Source organism: Mesorhizobium sp. P171375 (genome assembly GCF_057786075.1).
The window spans coordinates 3,946,364-3,963,651 of the sequence record NZ_JBYNWF010000001.1 but is presented as its reverse complement, the minus strand read 5'-3'; the positions used below and the strand labels follow the sequence as shown (position 1 = coordinate 3,963,651).

General features: G+C 62.6%; 22 protein-coding genes. 7 read left to right on the top strand and 15 right to left on the bottom strand.

The features are described from left to right. Positions 1-162 precede the first annotated feature (162 nt). Together ACYHH6_RS19185 and ACYHH6_RS19180 are read right to left on the bottom strand one after the other, a co-directional pair. On the bottom strand, positions 163-1,338 hold the full coding sequence (locus tag ACYHH6_RS19185; protein ID WP_352590319.1) for an HlyD family secretion protein: 1,176 nt from the start codon (positions 1,336-1,338) through the stop codon (positions 163-165). Next, the gene (locus ACYHH6_RS19180; RefSeq protein ID WP_352590316.1) at positions 1,335-1,805 is read right to left on the bottom strand and encodes a MarR family winged helix-turn-helix transcriptional regulator; all 471 of its coding nucleotides are present in this window, start codon (positions 1,803-1,805) and stop codon (positions 1,335-1,337) included. The genes ACYHH6_RS19185 and ACYHH6_RS19180 overlap by 4 nt, the downstream gene beginning before the upstream one ends. Before the next feature lie 317 nt (positions 1,806-2,122). Between ACYHH6_RS19180 and ACYHH6_RS19175 the strand changes: the two genes are divergently transcribed. Beyond that, positions 2,123-2,956: a GyrI-like domain-containing protein gene (locus tag ACYHH6_RS19175; RefSeq protein ID WP_352590314.1), complete on the top strand. Its 834-nt coding sequence runs from the start codon at positions 2,123-2,125 to the stop codon at positions 2,954-2,956. Positions 2,957-2,960: 4 nt separating this feature from the next. On the opposite strand, the gene ACYHH6_RS19170 is transcribed toward ACYHH6_RS19175, so the two are convergent. Together ACYHH6_RS19170 and ACYHH6_RS19165 are read right to left on the bottom strand one after the other, a co-directional pair. After that, positions 2,961-3,896, bottom strand: a complete 936-nt coding sequence (locus ACYHH6_RS19170) for a bifunctional helix-turn-helix transcriptional regulator/GNAT family N-acetyltransferase (protein ID WP_352590311.1) — start codon at positions 3,894-3,896, stop codon at positions 2,961-2,963. A 103-nt stretch (positions 3,897-3,999) separates the two neighbouring features. Then, a complete protein-coding gene (locus tag ACYHH6_RS19165) occupies positions 4,000-5,187 on the bottom strand; it encodes an MFS transporter (RefSeq protein WP_352590308.1) in 1,188 nt (395 codons plus the stop codon). A 159-nt stretch (positions 5,188-5,346) separates the two neighbouring features. Here ACYHH6_RS19165 and ACYHH6_RS19160 point away from each other — a divergent pair, with 159 nt between their 5' ends. Continuing rightward, positions 5,347-5,973: a TetR/AcrR family transcriptional regulator gene (locus ACYHH6_RS19160; protein ID WP_352590305.1), complete on the top strand. Its 627-nt coding sequence runs from the start codon at positions 5,347-5,349 to the stop codon at positions 5,971-5,973. Positions 5,974-5,983: 10 nt separating this feature from the next. Here the strand turns inward: ACYHH6_RS19160 and ACYHH6_RS19155 are convergent, their stop codons facing one another. Further along, positions 5,984-6,751 carry an ATP-grasp domain-containing protein gene (locus ACYHH6_RS19155; RefSeq protein ID WP_352590303.1) on the bottom strand — a complete coding sequence of 256 codons (768 nt, stop codon included), beginning with the start codon at positions 6,749-6,751 and terminating at the stop codon, positions 5,984-5,986. Between the two features lie 168 nt (positions 6,752-6,919). Here ACYHH6_RS19155 and ACYHH6_RS19150 point away from each other — a divergent pair, with 168 nt between their 5' ends. From ACYHH6_RS19150 to groL, 3 genes are all read left to right on the top strand, one after another. Then, positions 6,920-7,717 (top strand): class I SAM-dependent methyltransferase, encoded by a 798-nt coding sequence (locus ACYHH6_RS19150; RefSeq protein WP_352590300.1) that lies wholly within the window; start codon positions 6,920-6,922, stop codon positions 7,715-7,717. A 185-nt stretch (positions 7,718-7,902) separates the two neighbouring features. Next, positions 7,903-8,199: a co-chaperone GroES gene (gene groES, locus ACYHH6_RS19145; RefSeq protein WP_006203049.1), complete on the top strand. Its 297-nt coding sequence runs from the start codon at positions 7,903-7,905 to the stop codon at positions 8,197-8,199. Positions 8,200-8,262: 63 nt separating this feature from the next. Further along, positions 8,263-9,918, top strand: coding sequence for a chaperonin GroEL (groL, locus tag ACYHH6_RS19140; RefSeq protein WP_112564873.1), 1,656 nt, complete (start codon positions 8,263-8,265; stop codon positions 9,916-9,918). A gap of 75 nt (positions 9,919-9,993) precedes the next feature. Here the strand turns inward: groL and ACYHH6_RS19135 are convergent, their stop codons facing one another. Next, positions 9,994-10,452: a VOC family protein gene (locus ACYHH6_RS19135; protein ID WP_352590297.1), complete on the bottom strand. Its 459-nt coding sequence runs from the start codon at positions 10,450-10,452 to the stop codon at positions 9,994-9,996. Between the two features lie 124 nt (positions 10,453-10,576). Between ACYHH6_RS19135 and ACYHH6_RS19130 the strand changes: the two genes are divergently transcribed. After that, on the top strand, positions 10,577-11,461 hold the full coding sequence (locus ACYHH6_RS19130) for a LysR family transcriptional regulator (protein WP_352590294.1): 885 nt from the start codon (positions 10,577-10,579) through the stop codon (positions 11,459-11,461). A gap of 75 nt (positions 11,462-11,536) precedes the next feature. Here ACYHH6_RS19130 and ACYHH6_RS19125 read toward each other — a convergent pair whose 3' ends face one another. Beyond that, positions 11,537-12,052 (bottom strand): OsmC family protein, encoded by a 516-nt coding sequence (locus tag ACYHH6_RS19125; RefSeq protein WP_352590291.1) that lies wholly within the window; start codon positions 12,050-12,052, stop codon positions 11,537-11,539. A 53-nt stretch (positions 12,053-12,105) separates the two neighbouring features. After that, complete coding sequence (locus ACYHH6_RS19120) at positions 12,106-12,531, bottom strand: GFA family protein (protein ID WP_352590288.1); 426 nt, start codon at positions 12,529-12,531, stop codon at positions 12,106-12,108. A gap of 186 nt (positions 12,532-12,717) precedes the next feature. Here ACYHH6_RS19120 and ACYHH6_RS19115 point away from each other — a divergent pair, with 186 nt between their 5' ends. Further along, positions 12,718-13,713, top strand: coding sequence for an AraC family transcriptional regulator (locus ACYHH6_RS19115; RefSeq protein WP_352590285.1), 996 nt, complete (start codon positions 12,718-12,720; stop codon positions 13,711-13,713). 24 nt (positions 13,714-13,737) lie between these two features. On the opposite strand, the gene ACYHH6_RS19110 is transcribed toward ACYHH6_RS19115, so the two are convergent. The 7 genes from ACYHH6_RS19110 to ACYHH6_RS19080 form a co-directional block, all read right to left on the bottom strand. Continuing rightward, positions 13,738-14,349, bottom strand: coding sequence for a LysE family translocator (locus ACYHH6_RS19110; protein WP_112562411.1), 612 nt, complete (start codon positions 14,347-14,349; stop codon positions 13,738-13,740). 70 nt (positions 14,350-14,419) lie between these two features. Beyond that, complete coding sequence (locus ACYHH6_RS19105; RefSeq protein ID WP_435053412.1) at positions 14,420-14,797, bottom strand: YkgJ family cysteine cluster protein; 378 nt, start codon at positions 14,795-14,797, stop codon at positions 14,420-14,422. 4 nt (positions 14,798-14,801) lie between these two features. Continuing rightward, positions 14,802-14,969, bottom strand: a complete 168-nt coding sequence (locus ACYHH6_RS19100; protein ID WP_352590281.1) for a hypothetical protein — start codon at positions 14,967-14,969, stop codon at positions 14,802-14,804. A gap of 1 nt (position 14,970) precedes the next feature. Next, a complete protein-coding gene (locus ACYHH6_RS19095; RefSeq protein ID WP_142867045.1) occupies positions 14,971-15,378 on the bottom strand; it encodes a hypothetical protein in 408 nt (135 codons plus the stop codon). Then, positions 15,378-15,602, bottom strand: coding sequence for a hypothetical protein (locus ACYHH6_RS19090; protein ID WP_112562407.1), 225 nt, complete (start codon positions 15,600-15,602; stop codon positions 15,378-15,380). Before ACYHH6_RS19090 ends, ACYHH6_RS19095 begins: the two co-directional genes overlap by 1 nt. 293 nt (positions 15,603-15,895) lie before the next feature. Next, positions 15,896-16,105 (bottom strand): cold-shock protein, encoded by a 210-nt coding sequence (locus tag ACYHH6_RS19085; RefSeq protein WP_023671502.1) that lies wholly within the window; start codon positions 16,103-16,105, stop codon positions 15,896-15,898. 476 nt (positions 16,106-16,581) lie between these two features. Further along, positions 16,582-17,235 (bottom strand): glutathione S-transferase family protein, encoded by a 654-nt coding sequence (locus tag ACYHH6_RS19080; protein ID WP_352590278.1) that lies wholly within the window; start codon positions 17,233-17,235, stop codon positions 16,582-16,584. Positions 17,236-17,288 lie beyond the last annotated feature (53 nt).

The following is a 17,288-nucleotide window of genomic DNA, read 5'->3' as shown; positions in this document are numbered from 1 at the left end:
GGCGTCGAGATGGCCAGGCGTTGGTCAGGCCGCGATGCGGCCCGGTCCAACCCCACCCGTCGCGCAACCTGCCATCGGACCAATCCTGTCACCTCAACTCGCCTGAGCGAGCATTCTGCCCGGCCGTGATCCTGCTTTTCAGGATCACGGTCCATTCACAGTCTATTGTGCCTCGCCCGCCTTGGCGTGGCCGAAGATGGCCGGCAACCCGCGGGCAACGCCGGTGTCTACCGTAACCGAGGCGCTCATGCCGGTGCGCAACGCCATCTTGGCATCGGCATCGGTGAGTTCCAGGCGCACGGGAATGCGCTGGGTGACCTTGACCCAGTTGCCGGTGGCATTCTGGGCCGGCAACAGCGAAAACTCCGCGCCAGTGCCGGCGCCGATTGCCTTGACGGTGGCTTCGAACGTGCGGCCCGGATAGGTGTCGACCACGATCTCGGCCTTCTGGCCGGTTTTCATGTGGGTAAGCTGGGTTTCCTTGAAATTGGCATCGATCCAGGTGTCGCCGGTCTCGACCAGCGCAAACAATGGCGTGCCGGAACCGACATACTGACCGACCTTGAAAGACGAGGCCTGGCTGATGACACCATCAGCCGGCGCCTTGACCGTGGTCTGCGCCAGATCGTAGGCGGCCTTGTCGCGCGCGGCGAGTGCGGCCATCACCGTCGGATGCTTGTCGGTCTCGATATCGGGATTGCCGGCGAGAGCGGCCTTGGCGCTGATGATGCCCTGCTCAGCCACCGCCAGCTGCTGCCTGGCCTTGTCGAGATCGTTCTTGGCCTGATCCAGCGAGGATTTGGCGTTGATGCCCTTCTGGGCCAGGTCTGCCGCGCGGTCATACTGCGACTGCGCGTAGTCGACTTCGCTGGCGTCGGACTTCTCCTGCGCCATCGCCTGGCTGTAGGCAGCGCGCAACTGTTCGATGCCCACGCGTGCGACCGCAACCGCCGCATCGGCCTGGGCCAACGCGATCCGGTAGGGCTCGGGATCGATGGCAAACAGCACATCACCCTGCTTGACCAGCTGGTTGTCTGAAATGTCGACCTGAACGATGCGCCCGGCCGTATCCGAGGCGATCGACACCTTGGCCTGCTGTAAATTGGCGTTCTCAGTCTCCTGATAGCGGCCGCCGGTCACCCAGACATAGCCGCCGCCAATGGCCAGTGCCGCCGGCAGGACGACCATTAGAAGCAAGCGGCCGAGGCGGCGCGGCTTTTTCGGGGCCGGCGCGGGCTGCACCGGCGAGGCCACCGCGACAGGAGCGGCGGCCGGCTGTGCCGGCGCTTCAACATCGAGCTTGGTGACATTGTCGTCTATCTTGGCTGCCGCGTTCATGCCGCTGCCCCTTCCGTACTCTTCAGAGACGACGTCTCGCCGTCCGCAAGGTTCTGCACGATGGCGTCCAGCGCCCGGATCAGGACGCGGCGATCTTCCGGCGAAACGCCGACCAGCGATTCCTCATAGACCTCGCCAGCCAGGCTCTTGACCTCGGCATAGGCGGCGCTCGCCTTGGCGGTCGGGAAGATCATGCGCACGCGGCGATCGGTGGCATCGGAGCGGCGTTCGATCCAGCCGCCCTCTTCCATACGATCGACCAGACGCGAAACGCTGATCGGCTCGATTTCGAGCAGTTCGGCAAGGCGCGCCTGACTGATGCCCTCTTCCTTGGCGACGCGGACCATCAGCCGCCATTGCGCCGAGGACAGGCCAAGCCCGCTGGCGCGCGTCTCGAAGCGCTTGCGCAGCAGGCGCTGTACGTCGTGGATCAAAAAGCCCAGTCTATCTATGCCGTCGGAAACCATGAGCGGTATATATAATAAGCGTGCTTACTATTCAAGTCGCTGCATTGCGCCAGAGCTGCCAAACAGGGATGGCAGCCACGCCGCTCGTCAGGCGGCAAAGGTGCCTATTTCCCCAAAACCGTGTTCCGCTCTTCCCAAGAACGGGTCCATGCGAGTCTGCAAGGCAGACGTTTCGGCAGCGGCCTGCTGAGCAGCGGCTTTCCACAGCGGGCCTGAAGCCACGGGGGAACCGAACCGTTCGATTTTACGACAGACGCAATTTCGATCAAACTGGTCCGGCAAAAAACGGCAACATAGTGCCGCCGATGCGAGGAGCCATGAACCCGACCGAGAAAGCGCTGTGGTTCGTCGAAAGCCATCTGCCGGAAGCGATCTCGCTCGACGATGTCGCGCACAGCAGCGGCGTGTCGCGCTTTCATGTGACGCGGGCGTTTGGCGCCGCCACCGGCCGTTCGGTGATGGGCTATATGCGCGCGCGCCGGCTGACCGAAGCGGCGCGCAAGCTGGCCGCCGGCGCGCCCGACATTCTCGCGGTCGCGCTCGATGCCGGCTACGCCTCGCATGAGGCCTTCACCCGTGCCTTCCGCGACCAGTTCGGCACGACGCCAGAACTGGTGCGCGCGCAGGGGAGCCTCAAAAATCTCGAACTCGTGGAGCCGATCCTGATGGACCAATCCTTCCTCGCCACGCTGAAGCCGCCGCGCTTCGAGACCGGTCGGCCCTTCCTCATCGCCGGCCTCGGCGAGCGCTACAGCTGCGAATCCAGCGCCGCCATTCCAATGCAGTGGCAGCGCTTCGGTCCCTATATCGGCAACATTCCGGGCGAGACCGGCGATGTCGCCTATGGCGTCTGCGTCAACGGCGACGACGCCGGCAATTTCGACTACATCGCCGGCGTCGAAGTCCTGGATTTCTCCGACCTGCCGAAAGAGCTTTCCCGGGTGCGGGTGCCGGCACAGAAATACGCCGTCTTCACCCATGCCGAGCACATCTCGACCATCCGCCGCACCGTCAACACGATCTGGAACAAATGGCTGCCGGCCTCCGGGCACGAGATAGCCGACGGCCCCGAATTCGAACGCTACGGGCCGGAGTTCGATCCACGCAGCGGCAATGGCGGGCTGGAGATCTGGATCCCGGTTCGCGCGTGAGGCGCTAAAGCTCCAGATTCCAGTTCTGGCCGACCAGATCCTTGCCGAAGGCGTGGTGGCGCTCTTCGTCGACCAGCTTGAAGCCGGCACTCTTATAGATGTGGCGGGCGGCGATGAGAATGTCGTTGGTCCACAGAGTGAGCGTCTTGTACCCCTTGGCGCGGGCAAAGCCGATGCACTCCTCGACCAGCCGTTTGCCGGTGCCGAGGCCACGCGCCGAAGGCTCGACATAGAGCAGGCGCAGCTTTGCCACTTCGTCCGACTTGCGCACGACGAAGACCGAGCCGACCACCTCGCCTTGCCGCTCGGCGATCCAGCTGCGCTCCCATTTTGCATCGAAGGATTTGACGAACGCGCCGAGGATTTCGGCGACCAGCGCCTCATAGGTTTCGTCCCAGCCATAGTCCTGCGCGTAGATCTGGCCCTGACGGCGGACAATCCAGCCTATGTCGCCGACCTGCAAGGGTCGCAGCATATAGGGGACTTTGGGCTCCGGGCTCTCGCCCAAGAGCTGCTGCACCGTCTGCATGGCCTTGACCAGCCGGTCCTGTTCGGCAGCCGGGAGCCGCCCCAGCAAGGCCGCGACCTGGTCGTGCGAACCCCGGTTCAGCGGTGCGAAAGCCTGCCGCCCCGCCGGCGTCAGCGTGATCGACGATTGCCGCGCATCCGACGCCAGCGCCGTGCGCGAAATCAGCTGCAAGCGCTCGAACTTCTTCAGGAGCCGGCTGACATAGCCGGCGTCGAGGCCGAGATCGCGAATGAGATCAGTGGCCGTCAGGCCGTCGCGATGCGCCAGTTCGTAAAGCACCCGCGCTTCGGTCAACGAGAAGGCACTTTTCAGCAGGCCTTCGTCGAGCAGACCAATCTGGCGGGTGTAGAAGCGGTTGAAAGCCCGCACCGCGTCGATGCGTTCCTTGCCGGGTTGATGATGGATCGTCATGGGCCAGCCTCCTGCCCCAGAACGATCGATCATTTATTTGACTTAGTCAAGTATCGTGACTGAACGCTCACGCCATCGTGTCTTCGGGAACGAATGGTTTCGGTCAGGCGATGGCGCGGCGGCGGCGCGCGACCAGTATGAACAGACTAAGCATTACGACGCTGGCCGCGGCACTCGCGGCGGCGAATTCCGGCACCGGCCGAAAATCCTTGCCGTCGATCAGCAGCGATGCCGCGATCGGCCCGATGGCCAGACCGAAAAGTTGGGCAGCCGGCACCAGGAGCACGGCCGTGCGCGTCTCGTCGGCGGTGATCGCCAGCCGGATCTGATAAGGCACGATGAACAGAAGAATGAAGCCCATGACCAGCGCGGCGGCCCAGAATATCGTCAGGCTTGGACTACTGGCCAGCACCGCGGAACAGGCGACAGCGACCACGCCGATCGCCACTATGGCGAAGCGGTAGTCGATGCGCGCTTCGAAGACGGTCGCCGTCATCGCGCCCAGCACCTGGATCGCAAGGCTGGCGGAGACGATCAGGCCGACGGTGCGCCCGTCAATGCCGTATTGCGCGCCGAGCGGCTCGAGAAAGGCCCAGACCGAGCCGAAGAACATGAAGTAGCAGAAGACGCACAGCAGAGCGGTGATCGAAGGCACGGTCAGCACATTGCCGAAATTCTCCTCCTTCGGCAGGTCGGCATAGTTGTCCGGGACGATGAAGGCGACCGCCAGCGAGGCGATGCAGACGACGGCAAGAACGATGAAGCCGCCCGCCGATCCGGCAGCCGGGATGACGTAAAGCGCCAGCAAGAGCGCCAGCGCGCATTGCGCCAGGGTCTGGATGGTGACGAAATAGCCGCCGATGCGCTCGGCCCGGCGCGATCGGGCGATCAGTTCGGTGGCGACCGCCACCAGGCCACCTTCGGCGAGACCGGCGACAGTGCGGGCGCCAATCAGCGAATTCGGGTTGACCGCATAGGCGGTTGCCCAGTTCGCCAGCGCCAGCAGGACCAGCAGGATCGCACTCTTCCAACGCATGTTGCGGGCGGGCAGCAGCATCGCGACAACGGCTGACCCAATGCCGATGGCGATCATCTCCGCCGTGGCGACCAGAGCGAGTTCGTCGCCGCTGACATGGCCCTCGGTGTAGAGCGCGCCGAGCAACACCGGCTGCAGGCCGAGGATGAGCAGGCCGACCGAACCGATCCACAGCGCCGAGGCCAGCTGCGCGGCGGTCGGATTGCCGACCAGCCAGTCTCCGTTTCCGGCATCGGCGTTACGAACAGAAGTCACGGGCGTCTCCCAAACGTCCTTGCCTGACGGCACAAAAACTGACAATCTGTCAGTATTTAGAAACTGATACTCGATCATATTCGTTTGTCAATCATTGGTGAGGCGCGGCATCAGCAAGGCTGGGGATCGAATGGACTTGGCGATCGAGAGGGTGGCGGCATGAACGAAGCAGTGAGAACGGCGACCGAACCGAGGCGCAGGCCCAAGCAGGAGCGCAGCCGCGAGCGCATCGACGCCATCCTGTCGACCACCATGCGGCTGATCGGCGAAAAGGGCATCGACGCCGTCACCATGAAGGAAGTCGGCGCGCTGGCCGGCGGGCCGATCGCCACCGTCTATCATTACTTCCCAAACAAGTCGGCGATCCTGGCGATGCTCTACGAGCGTTTCTCGGAAGTGAGCCGCGCCCGGCTTGCCGTGATCGTTGCCGACATTGGCGGACAGAGCGACGTCATCGCCGCCGCCGACCGACTGCTCGACGATTACTATGAACGTGTCGCCGGTGACCCGGCCATCCAGGACCTGCAGAACGCCATCCAGGCCGACAAGGCGCTGCAAAATCTAGATATCGCCGAAACCCGGCGCCAGGCGGCGATGTTCTGCGATCATGTCGGTCCGTTTCTCGCGGCCGAACGGCGCCAGGAGTTCGGGCGCATGGTCTTCCTGATCTTCCAGCTTGCCGGAGGCGTCGTGCGCATGGCGCTGACCCAGGACGAAACGGAAAGCCGCCATACCATCGAGGACTACCGGTCGATCATCCATACGCAGTTGCGCCAGTTTCTTTAGGCGAGAAGGCCTATCGCGCCCGGTGCATGAGGCCCTCGAAGCCGTCGGCCAGATGGGCGGCGCCGGCCGCAAACATGTTCACCAGGTTTTTGGGACGGCCCGGCGTCTTGTTGGCATCGAGCAAGATCGCCCTGCCCTCATGCATGACGAAATCGAATTTGCCGTAGTCGAAGCCGAGTTCTCGTCGCCGCTCGCGGATCTCGTCAGGAACAGGAACAGGCTCACGTCGGATCGTTTCAGATGCCTTGACGAGGCCGTTTGGTGACACGTAGCGGGTGCAACGCTCGCTCTCTCCGCAAAACACCCAGAACCGCATTGCGAAGCCATCGGGTTCCCGTTCGGCAATGAACTTTTCCACGACCAGATCGTCGTCGCCGAAGACGCCATCCGGGACGTCGCCAAGAGACTCGTAGATCTCGTAGGGCTGCTGCCCCTGCACATCGGGAAAAGGTGGCTGCTTGCCCGCGCGCCTGGATCGCCGGTTGAGGAACGTCTCCGGAATGCCCTGATTGTTGAGATTGGTTTTGACGATGACCGGGCCTTGCCAGGCGTCGTCGTGCTTTAGCAACGCGCCGCTGACCCGTCGCTTGGAGATGTCGGCCGTTGCGAGATTGAGGCAGAATGGAAAACCCCGCGCATAGTCGAGATAATCCGCCGGTGTGACGGTTGCATCGACATGTAGAATTGCGATGTCGGCACTGTGCGTCATGGCCGGGCCTTGCTGGATCCGGACCGAATGGCCGCGCCTTTTCAGTTCTTCGAGAACATCGAAAAGCATATAGGGGCTCGACCTGCGCAGTAAGAGGTTGCGGCCGCTCTGGAACCGATCGTGCTCATGCGTTACGACGACAATTCGTGCCACAGACAGCCTTTTGATTTCCTGCAATTTTCTAATAGGCGACTGTGAACACCAAAAGCCAGACGTCTCGGACTCTGCAAAGGCAGCATGACAAATCATTGGGACAATTATCACCGTCACTGGAGGCTGCTGGACGCGCCGCTTCGGCCGACGCCGGAAACCGTTGGTATATTCGAGCGTGAAGTCAGCCTGGCAAATGCCGATGTCCTGCTCCTGGGGGTGACGCCGGAACTTGCAGTGCTCGGCAGATCGATGCTGGCAATCGACCAATCGGCGGCCATGATCTCGGGTGTATGGGCAGGCGACAATGCCTCGCGCAGCGCGATGGCTGGAAACTGGCTGGATCTGCCGGTTGCCGGGGCCAGCACCGAGGCAGTCATTGGCGACGGATGCCTGTCCGCCGTCGCCTCGAAGGCGGCGCGCAATCGCCTGCACGGCGAAATCGCCAGGGTCCTGAGACCCGGCGGGCGTGCCGCGATCCGCGTTTTCGCCGCCCCGGAAACGACCGAGGATCTGGCCAGCATTGAAGCCCAGGTGCTGGCCGGCGCGATCGAGAATTTCCACGCGCTCAAATGGCGGATCGCGATGGCGTGCACCACGGGCAGTCAGGATTTCGCCATCAAGGTGCGGACAATCCGCGATACATTCGACGGCCTGTTCCCCGACCGCGAGGCCCTTGCCGCGCGGACGGGATGGAGCATCGCCTCGATCAACACGATCGACGTCTATGCCGGCTCCGACGTAAGCTACAGCTTCGCGACGCTGGCCGTGCTCGTCGATGAGGCGAGTGGGTGGTTTGGCGACGTGCGCGTCGAGTCGAGCGGTTCCTATCCGCTGGCGGAACGATGCCCTCTGCTGGTGCTTGGATCGCCGAGGCGTCGCTAGGCTTCCCGTCAGACCACGGCAGGGCTCAAACTAGAGCAAATTGAGCCCACCGTTCGCCTTGACTCTCGAAAGCCACTCGCCTATTTCAGCGCCACGTTAGCACTCTCCCTTGGTGAGTGCTAACGCATGTCCGGCATCGCCGGATGGAGGAACTGTTCTCACCGTTCTCATTCGAGGAAGAAAAAATGGCAAAGTCGAAGTTCCGCCCGCTTCATGACCGCGTGGTCGTTCGCCGGGTCGAATCCGAATCCAAGACCGCCGGCGGGATCATCATCCCGGATACGGCAAAGGAAAAGCCGCAGGAAGGCGAGATCATCGCCGTCGGCTCCGGCGCTCGTGACGAAGCTGGCAAGCTGGTTCCCCTGGACGTCAAGGCTGGCGACCGCATCCTGTTCGGCAAGTGGTCGGGCACCGAAGTCAAGCTCAATGGCGAAGACCTTCTGATCATGAAGGAATCCGACATTATGGGCATCATCGGCTGATTATCGGCCTCACCGTCAACTGAATTTCGGGCTTGATCGCAAGCCCCTGCCAGGAGCTAAAACATGGCTGCTAAAGACGTAAAATTCTCCCGCGATGCCCGTGAGCGCATGCTGCGCGGCGTCAACATCCTTGCCGACGCGGTGAAGGTCACGCTCGGCCCCAAGGGCCGCAACGTCGTCATCGACAAGTCGTTCGGCGCCCCGCGCATCACCAAGGACGGCGTCACCGTCGCCAAGGAAATCGAGCTTGAGGACAAGTTCGAAAACATGGGCGCACAGATGGTCCGCGAAGTTGCTTCGAAGACCAACGACATCGCCGGCGACGGCACCACGACCGCGACCGTTCTGGCGCAGTCGATCGTCCAGGAAGGCCACAAGGCGGTTGCCGCCGGCATGAACCCGATGGACCTGAAGCGCGGCATCGATCTGGCCGTGACCGAAGTCGTCGCGGCTCTCGGCAAGGCTGCCAAGAAGATCAAGACGTCCGAGGAAGTTGCCCAGGTCGGCACGATCTCGGCCAATGGCGACGAGTCGGTCGGCGCCATGATCGCCGAAGCGATGCAGAAGGTCGGCAACGAAGGCGTCATCACGGTTGAGGAAGCCAAGACCGCCGAGACCGAGCTGGAAGTCGTCGAAGGCATGCAGTTCGACCGCGGCTACCTCTCGCCCTACTTCGTCACCAACGCCGACAAGATGGTTGCCGAGCTCGAGGACGTCTACATCCTCCTGCACGAGAAGAAGCTCTCCAACCTCCAGGCCATGCTGCCGGTTCTCGAAGCCGTCGTGCAGACTTCCAAGCCGCTGCTCATCATCTCGGAAGACGTCGAAGGCGAGGCTCTGGCCACGCTGGTCGTCAACAAGCTGCGCGGTGGCCTGAAGATCGCCGCCGTCAAGGCGCCGGGCTTCGGTGATCGCCGCAAGGCCATGCTGGAAGACATCGCCATCCTCACCGGTGGCCAGGTCATCTCGGAAGACCTCGGCATCAAGCTCGAGAACGTCGGCCTCAACATGCTCGGCCGCGCCAAGAAGGTGTCGATCTCCAAGGAGAACACCACCATCGTCGACGGCGCCGGCAAGAAGGCCGAGATCCAGGGCCGCGTTGCCCAGATCAAGCAGCAGATCGAAGAGACCACGTCGGACTACGACAAGGAGAAGCTGCAGGAACGTCTCGCCAAGCTGGCGGGCGGCGTTGCGGTGATCCGCGTCGGCGGCGCGACGGAAGTCGAAGTCAAGGAAAAGAAGGACCGCGTCGATGACGCCCTCAACGCGACCCGCGCGGCCGTGGAAGAAGGCATCGTTGCTGGTGGTGGCGTCGCCCTGCTGCGCGCTTCGGCCAACATCAAGGCTGCCGGCGCCAATGCCGACCAGGCTGCCGGCATCAACATCGTTCGTCGTGCGCTGCAGGCTCCGGCCCGCCAGATCGCCTCGAACGCCGGTGCGGAAGCTTCGATCGTTGCCGGCAAGATCCTGGACAACAAGGGCGCGACCTACGGCTACAACGCCCAGACCGGCGAGTATGGCGACATGATCGCCATGGGCATCGTCGACCCGGTCAAGGTCGTTCGCACGGCTCTCCAGGACGCGGCCTCGGTCGCCGGCCTGCTCGTCACCACCGAAGCCATGATCGCGGAGGCTCCTAAGAAGGAGTCGGCTGGCGGCGGCATGCCCGGCGGCATGGGCGGCGGCGGCATGGGCGGCATGGGCGGCATGGATTTCTAATCCAAACCCTATCAGCCTTCAGATACGGAAAGGGCGCCGAAAGGCGCCCTTTTTCTTTCTGGTTGGCAGAGTGCCTCAGACGACCTCAGCGAGTTCGATCAGATTGCCGAAGGGGTCGGCGAAGAAGGCCAGCTTGCGGCTGATGTCGTCGAGCTTGAACGGCTCGGTGACGATGGCGACGCCGCGCTTGCGCAGTTCGGCCACGGTCGCTTCGATGTCGGCCACGCTGATGCAGAAATGGTGGTAGCCGGCATAGCGCAGGCTATCGCCAAGATCGGTGTAGGTCGGCGCATCGATCGGCAGCGGATCGCCGCCGCCCAGCAGTTCGATCATGAAATGGTCGTCATTGGCCGGCGCGAGATAGGCGAGTTGCTCGTCGGCGAACGGCCATTCGTGAACCACGCGGAAGTCGAGCTTGTCAACATACCAGCTCTTGGCAACCTCATAGTCGGCGACGCGCAGCGCCACGTGATGGCCGCGCATATTGGCGAAAGCCGACACTGTGTTTTTGGCGGGGATCGGGAAGTCAGCCATTTTATCTCTCCTTTGGACCGTGAGCCGCTCAATGGTTTCTTGCGGCGACGCGGAGAAGATGGCGCAAATCGATTAGCTCTATTAGAGTGGCAATTGTCTTGACACTCGTGAGCAAAAATCATCAATGCGCGCAACCGATCTCTCTGAACTTGCCGCCTTCGATGCGGTGGCGCGGCACAGCAGCTTTCGCCGCGCGGCAGAAGAGCGTGGCGTGACCGCGTCGGCGATCAGTCATGCCGTGAGCAATCTCGAGGAACGCGTTGGGCTGCGCCTGCTCAACCGCACGACGCGCAGCGTGTCGCTGACCGATGCGGGGGCAATGTTGCAGGCCCGGCTGGCGCCGGCCTTCGGCGACATTGGCGCGGCACTCGATGCTCTCAACCAGTTTCGCGACACGCCATTTGGCAAAGTGCGCATCAACGTCCCAAACTCGATCGCGCCTTTCGTGTTGGGGCACATTATCGGCCCGCTCATCACGAATAACCCCAACCTCGAAGTCGAAATCGTGGCGACCGACAGGCTGGTCGATATCGTCGAGGAAGGTTTTGACGCCGGCATCCGGCTTGGCGAAAGCCTAAGGGACGGTATGATCGCCGTGAATATCAAACCGCGTATGCGCTTTGCGGTCATCGGCTCGCCGGGCTATTTCCGCAACCACGAAATCCCAACGACGCCACGCGACCTCGGCGGCCATGTCTGTGTGCAGAACATGTATCCAAACGGCATGCGCTACCCCTGGGAATTCGAACTGGAGGGCGAGGCCATCGCCTTCCATCCGAGCGGCCCGATTGCGCTCGACGACCATGAGTTGATGGTGCACGCCGCACTATCGGGCGTCGCGCTGGCCTATGTCTGGGAGAACCGCGCCCAGCGCGACATTCTCGACGGCAGGCTGGTACGCTGCCTGGACGAATGGTGTCCTCCGGAGGATTGGTTTCATCTCTACTACCCCAGCCGGCGACACATGTCGGCGGGACTGCGTGCGGTTGTCGACGCGATGAAAGTATAGAGGCCAAGCCTTCGAAGCTGCTCAGACCAGAACCCGGAACCTCGCATCCGAGATTCCGGGCCAGTGCCGGTTAGTCTAATGCCCTGCCCTGTGCAGCTTCACCGTGGTCTTTGGGCTGTTCTGGATGGTCTGGAAGATCACGCAGTAGCGGTCGGTGAGTTCAAGCAGCTGGTCAAGCTGGTTCTGCGAAGCCTCGGTGTCGATATCGAACCGCAGGCGTATCTCCTTGAAGCCGACCGGCACGCCTTCGGTGACACCCAGCGTACCGCGAAGATCGACGTCGCCTTCCGCGGAGACCTCAGCCGACCTGATCGGAATGTCGAGCACGGCTGCGGCCGCCCGCATCGAGACGCCGGCGCAGGCGATCAGCGCCTCCAGCAGCATGTCGCCGGAGCAGAGTTCCTGGCCGCTGCCACCGGCCATCGGATGGATGCCGGCAAGTGCCAGCCCACGCCCGGTCTCGACCTTGCAAGTCACGGTGGATGCGTCGGCGACGCCCTTGGCCTTCAAGGTGAGAAACGCGGCCTGCGCATCCCTGTGGTAGAGATCCTTGATCGGCTCCTGCGTGGCGCGAAATGTTGCGATTTCCATGGATTATCTCCTGTCTTGAATAGTCGTTGTCAAAATGGCGAACCGCGGTGGCCTTACTCCGGCACGGCGATGCCGGAGCCGCCGAGGTCCGCCGGAAAATCTCGCAGCTTGGGCAAACCGTCCTTCATCGGCAGCACGGTCTCGGCATAGTTGACGTGAAGCCCAGGCGTGAATTTCACGCCGGGAATGGTCGCCGCATAGACGTCGACGAGGCCGAGCGGCGGATGGGCGGTCATCAGGTGGCCTCCGCATTTCGTGCAGAACTGGCGATCGCTCATTTCGGTTTTCTCGAAGCCGGACAGGAACTCCGCGCCCTTGGTGACCTTGACGTTCCCCGGCTTCCACAGCGTGAAGGCATTCACCGGAGATGCCGACCAGGATCGGCAGGAACTGCAGTGGCAATAGCCCATTGCCTCGGCGGTTCCGTGCACTTCGATCTCCACGGCGCCGCAAAAACACCCGCCTCTATGTACCGTCATGACTTTTGTCCTTGGTTGGTTTCGACAGCGCTCAGCGCCTGCTTTCGGCAGCGCTTGAGCACCGGCGGAGGTTTAGGAGTTTCGCCTGTGAACTGAATGATGCGGCGTCCGCCTTGCTTGACAGCGCGTCCGGAACTGGAAAGGGATGTCCGGCCGGCTTGCCGGATGGGTGCGGGACGAAACGGAATGGCCGGGGATGCTCTGTCTGACCTGTTGAGGACGGTACGTCTTACCGGCGCGACCTTTTTCGACATTGAAGGCCACGAGCCGTGGGCCGTCTGCTCGCCGGCGCCATCATCGATCTTGCCGAAGATTCTGCCCGGCGCGGACCATCTGATCTCCTACCATGTGGTGACCGCCGGCCGCTGCTTCGCCCGCATCGTCGGCCAGGAAGCGATCGCGCTGGAGGCCGGCGAGGTCGTGGTCTTCACCCGGAGCGACCCGCACATCATGTCGAGCAATCCGGCGCTGCGTGCCGATCCGCCGACGGCCGACGTGCTCGACATCGCGACCGCCGGCCGGATGCCGTTTTACATCAATTGCGCCGGGGACGGCGCGATGTCGGCCAGGCTGGTCTGCGGCTACCTCGCCTGCGACGCGCAGCCGTTCAATCCCCTGCTCGAGGTATTGCCGCCGGTGATCAAGGCCGGAGACGCGAAAGGCGATGGCGGCTGGCTCGGCCAGTTCATCAAGCTAGCTGTCACGGAAGTGGCGGAAAAGCGCGCCGGCAGTGAAACGATGCTGACCAAGCTCAGCGAACTGATGTTCGTCGACGTGCTGCGCCGTTATGTGGAATCGCTGCCGCCGCAGCACACAGGCTGGCTGGCGGGCCTGCGCGATCCGCATCTGGCGAAGGCGCTGGCGCTGATCCACGACCGGCCGGCGCACAACTGGACGGTGGAGGCGCTGGCGAAGGACTGCGCGCTGTCGCGCACGGTTCTCGCCGAACGCTTCACCAGGCTGGTCGGCATGCCGCCGATGCACTATCTCGCCAAATGGCGCATGCAGATCGCCTCTGAACTGCTCAGCGCCGGCAACAGCAACATGGCCAGCATAGCGGCCGAAATCGGCTACGAATCCGAGGCGGCGTTCAGCCGCGCCTTCAAGAAGATGATCGGTGTTCCACCCTCGGCCTGGCGCCTCGGCATCCGGACCCGGTCCGAAAGCGACGAGGTGCTTTAGGCCGAGGGGCTGGCAGTTCCAGCTCTACCGGTCGGCCAGCGCCAGCTTGGCGCCGAGCATGACGAAGGCGCCGGCGAAGGTGCGGCGCATCCAGGTCAGCACCTTCGGCCGCGACACGACGTGGCTGCGGATCGAGGCGGCGAAGATGCCGTAAGCGACAAACACGACGAAGGTCAAAAACATGAAGACGCTGCTTAGTTCCAGCATCTTCGAGAATGCGTTTGGTTCGGTCGTACTGACGAATTGCGGCAGGAAGGCAAAGAAGAAGATCGACAGTTTCGGGTTGAGGATGTTGATCAGAATGCCGGAGGTGATGACCTTGGCGGCCGAGCGGGGTGCTGCGTTTTCATCGACGCTCAAGCCGCCCTTCTCCTTCAACGTGTTCCAGGCCATGTAGAGGAGATAGGCGACGCCGAGATATTTCAGCGTCTCGAAGGCGACAGCACTTGTGTGCAGCAACGCCGCCAGGCCGGTGATGGCGGCGGCCATGTGCGGGATGATGCCGAGCGTGCAGCCGAACGCGGCAATGATCGAGGCGCGCACGCCGCGCGAAAGCCCGGCGCTCAGCGTGTAGAGAACGCCGGTGCCGGGCGAAGCCACGACGATCAGCGACGTCAACAGGAATTCGATGCTCATGGATCCTCCAACGCCCTGCCCGGCGTGGAGGCTATCGGGTGGCGTGAGACAGGGCAAGCTGGGCGATTGGCTAGATTGTCGGCATCCCATGCGCGGCTCTTGCCATCAGGCAATCGTCGCCGCCGGGCATGCAGGCGCGGCAGACATCAGGGCGGATCTCGTAAATGCCGCAGGCTGTGTGCTTGCCGACCTCGCCGGTCAGCGCCGTACAGCGCACGCCCTCGCAACGCATGCCGGACAGGTCAGCCGCCACGAATTTTTCCGGGATCCGGTCGAGCTGCGCATCGTCTTCCATCGAGAAGCGTGGCCATTCGGCGGAGTAGGAACAGCAGGCGCCGCAGCTCTGACAGTCGAAGATTACGACCGCGCCCTCATCGCCAGACAAAAAGTCTGGTGCGTCAGCCAGGTCGGCGGGCGCGATGGCGGGATGACCGGCAGCTTGCGGCAAGGCGCTATTTCTTCTTGCCTGCCTTGCCCTTCGGCGCGTCCGCCGGCGACTTGAACAGGTCGGTCGCGGCCTCCGTGGCCTCAGCGGCCTTCGGCGCAGCAGCGGGCTTGGCCGGCTTTGCAGCGGCAGCCGTCGCTGCCGGCTGGTCCTTGGCAGAGAATTTTATGGCCATGTCAGTCCTCGTCGGAAAAACGCGATGATGGTGCGCGCGGATTGCGCAAGCGGCCGATCAGCGCCGAGACCGCCGTGATGTTCATTTCCTCGGGCGACCAGTTCCTGGTCTCCGCGATGTGGTGTGCCGCCAGCTCGCGATGCGTGCTGCCGCTGTAGGCGGCATCCTGGTAGGTCACCCGCTCCAGGGTCTTTTTGTCCTCGCGGACATATTCGATCAGGTAGTTCGGGGCTTCGGCGCGGCCGCGCACGCCGACGCGCACCTGGGCATCGCCATGTGCGCGCTTGCAGCGCTCGAGTTTTTCCAGCACGCGGCGAACATATTCGACCGGCTTGTCCAGGCCTTCGACCATGGACGCAATGGTCGAATCGGCATCGATCGGTGTAGGCGGTACGCGCTTGGTAGCCATCAGCGTTTGCCTGCCCGCTTCGGCAGCGCCGCAAGGGCGGCGGCCGCTGCCATTTCGTCGGCTTCCTTTTCCTTGCGCAATTCGCGCAAGCGTGCGGTCTTGGCTTCGCGTGCCTCGCTGACTGCATCACGCTCGGACAGGATGCGGTTGAGCGACATCGACTGGGTTTGCGTCTTGCTGAACAGCGAGCCGGCCTGGTCGGCGGTCTTCGATTGAGTGGTCAAAACTTTCTCCTGTCGGGAGCCTGATGCCGATAGAGCGAGACCGGTCTTCGGTCACGACCAAAGCAGTACGGCATCGGGGCAATACGGGCGGTTCAGATTGCTGGAGCGTCCCTTAGCACGTTCCGGCCGGCGTGCAGCGCACTTTTAGCGGCATGACACGCAAAATGAAAAAGGCCAGGCACCGCCTGACCTTCCATGGAAGCGCCGCGCATCCAATTGGATGCGCAAGGCACTCCTTTCAGCCTTTCACCGGTGCCAGTACATCCGTGGTCACCGGAAGGCCGAATTCCTTATCAGGCCGCCTTCAACTGGTCGGCGGACATCTTGCCCGACTTGTTGTCGCGGGTCATCTCGTAGCCGAGCTTCTGACCCTCGACGATGTCACGCATACCGGCGCGCTCTACGGCCGAGATGTGGACGAAAACGTCGGCGGAGCCGTCGTCAGGCTGAATAAAACCAAAACCTTTGGTGGCGTTGAACCATTTCACTGTGCCGGTGGCCATGAAGAACCCTTTCCCTGGCAAATATTCGTTCACCGTTGTGCGACTGCACAACAGCGTTTGTCTCGATTTTTGATGGGGAAGTTCGTCAAAGGCGCGCGTGCGTGCGCGGATAACAAAAGTCGGTCAAACAAATATCGACATATGTCTTGTAGACTTCTTTTGGCACCGAGTCAATTTCTGGTTTTCCTGCGGCCAGAATTCAACCTGGGGATGCCGAGCCGTGACGCCTCAACTGGCGAGCCAGGGTAAGGCGGGCGTAAAAAAAATGCACCAAAGCCGGAACCAATCCCAAGCCGGCGCATTTTTATCGTGTCAGCACTACAGAGAGCAATCTCAGAATGCTGGCAACAGGACGCCTCCCGCACATTAAACGGTGCGAGAGGCGTTCTTTGTATGTGCCGGGCTTTTTCGGCGTTCGACCGCCCTATTTAGACTCTCTCCCGGATCAGGGATGTCTCAGTCGACCATCCGTCGACCTATTCGTCCGGGCCGGGTTCCGGCCACGTCTCCTTCGCCGCTTCCGCATACCAGTGCCGCATTGCCGGCGTTGCCAGCACCGCATCGACATAGGAGCGTGTGTCGGTCGCAAGCTCGCCGCCATAGGTGTCGAAGCGGGTGACGACCGGCGCGTACATGGCATCGGCCGCGGTGAAATGGCCGAACAGGAACGGGCCGCCCTTGCCATGTTGTTCCCGGCACTGGCGCCAGATCGTTTCGATCCGCGCCCGCTGCAGCTCGCCTTCGGCGTCGAGCGGCTTGTGCCCCTTTGACCGGCGCAAATTCATCGGCCAGCCATAGCGCACCTCGCGAAAGCCGGAATGCATCTCTGTCGCCACCGAGCGGGCCAGCGCACGGGCGCCGATGTCATCGGGCCAGAGCTTTTTCTGCGGAAAGAGGTCGGCCAGATATTCAAGGATGGCAAGGGTTTCCCAGACGATCCTGCCATTGTGATTCAGGATCGGCACCAGGCCAGTCGGCGACACTTTCGCCAGATTGGCAAAAGTCTCGGGCGTGCGCAGGCGCACAAACCCTTCCTCGAACGGGATCTCCAGATGCTTCATCGCCACCCATGGCCTCAGCGACCAGGACGAAAAACATTTGTTGGCGATGATGAGCGTGAATTCGGCCAAGACGATCTCCCCAAAATTTTCGTCACACTAGCCACACGATACGACGGGGGCAA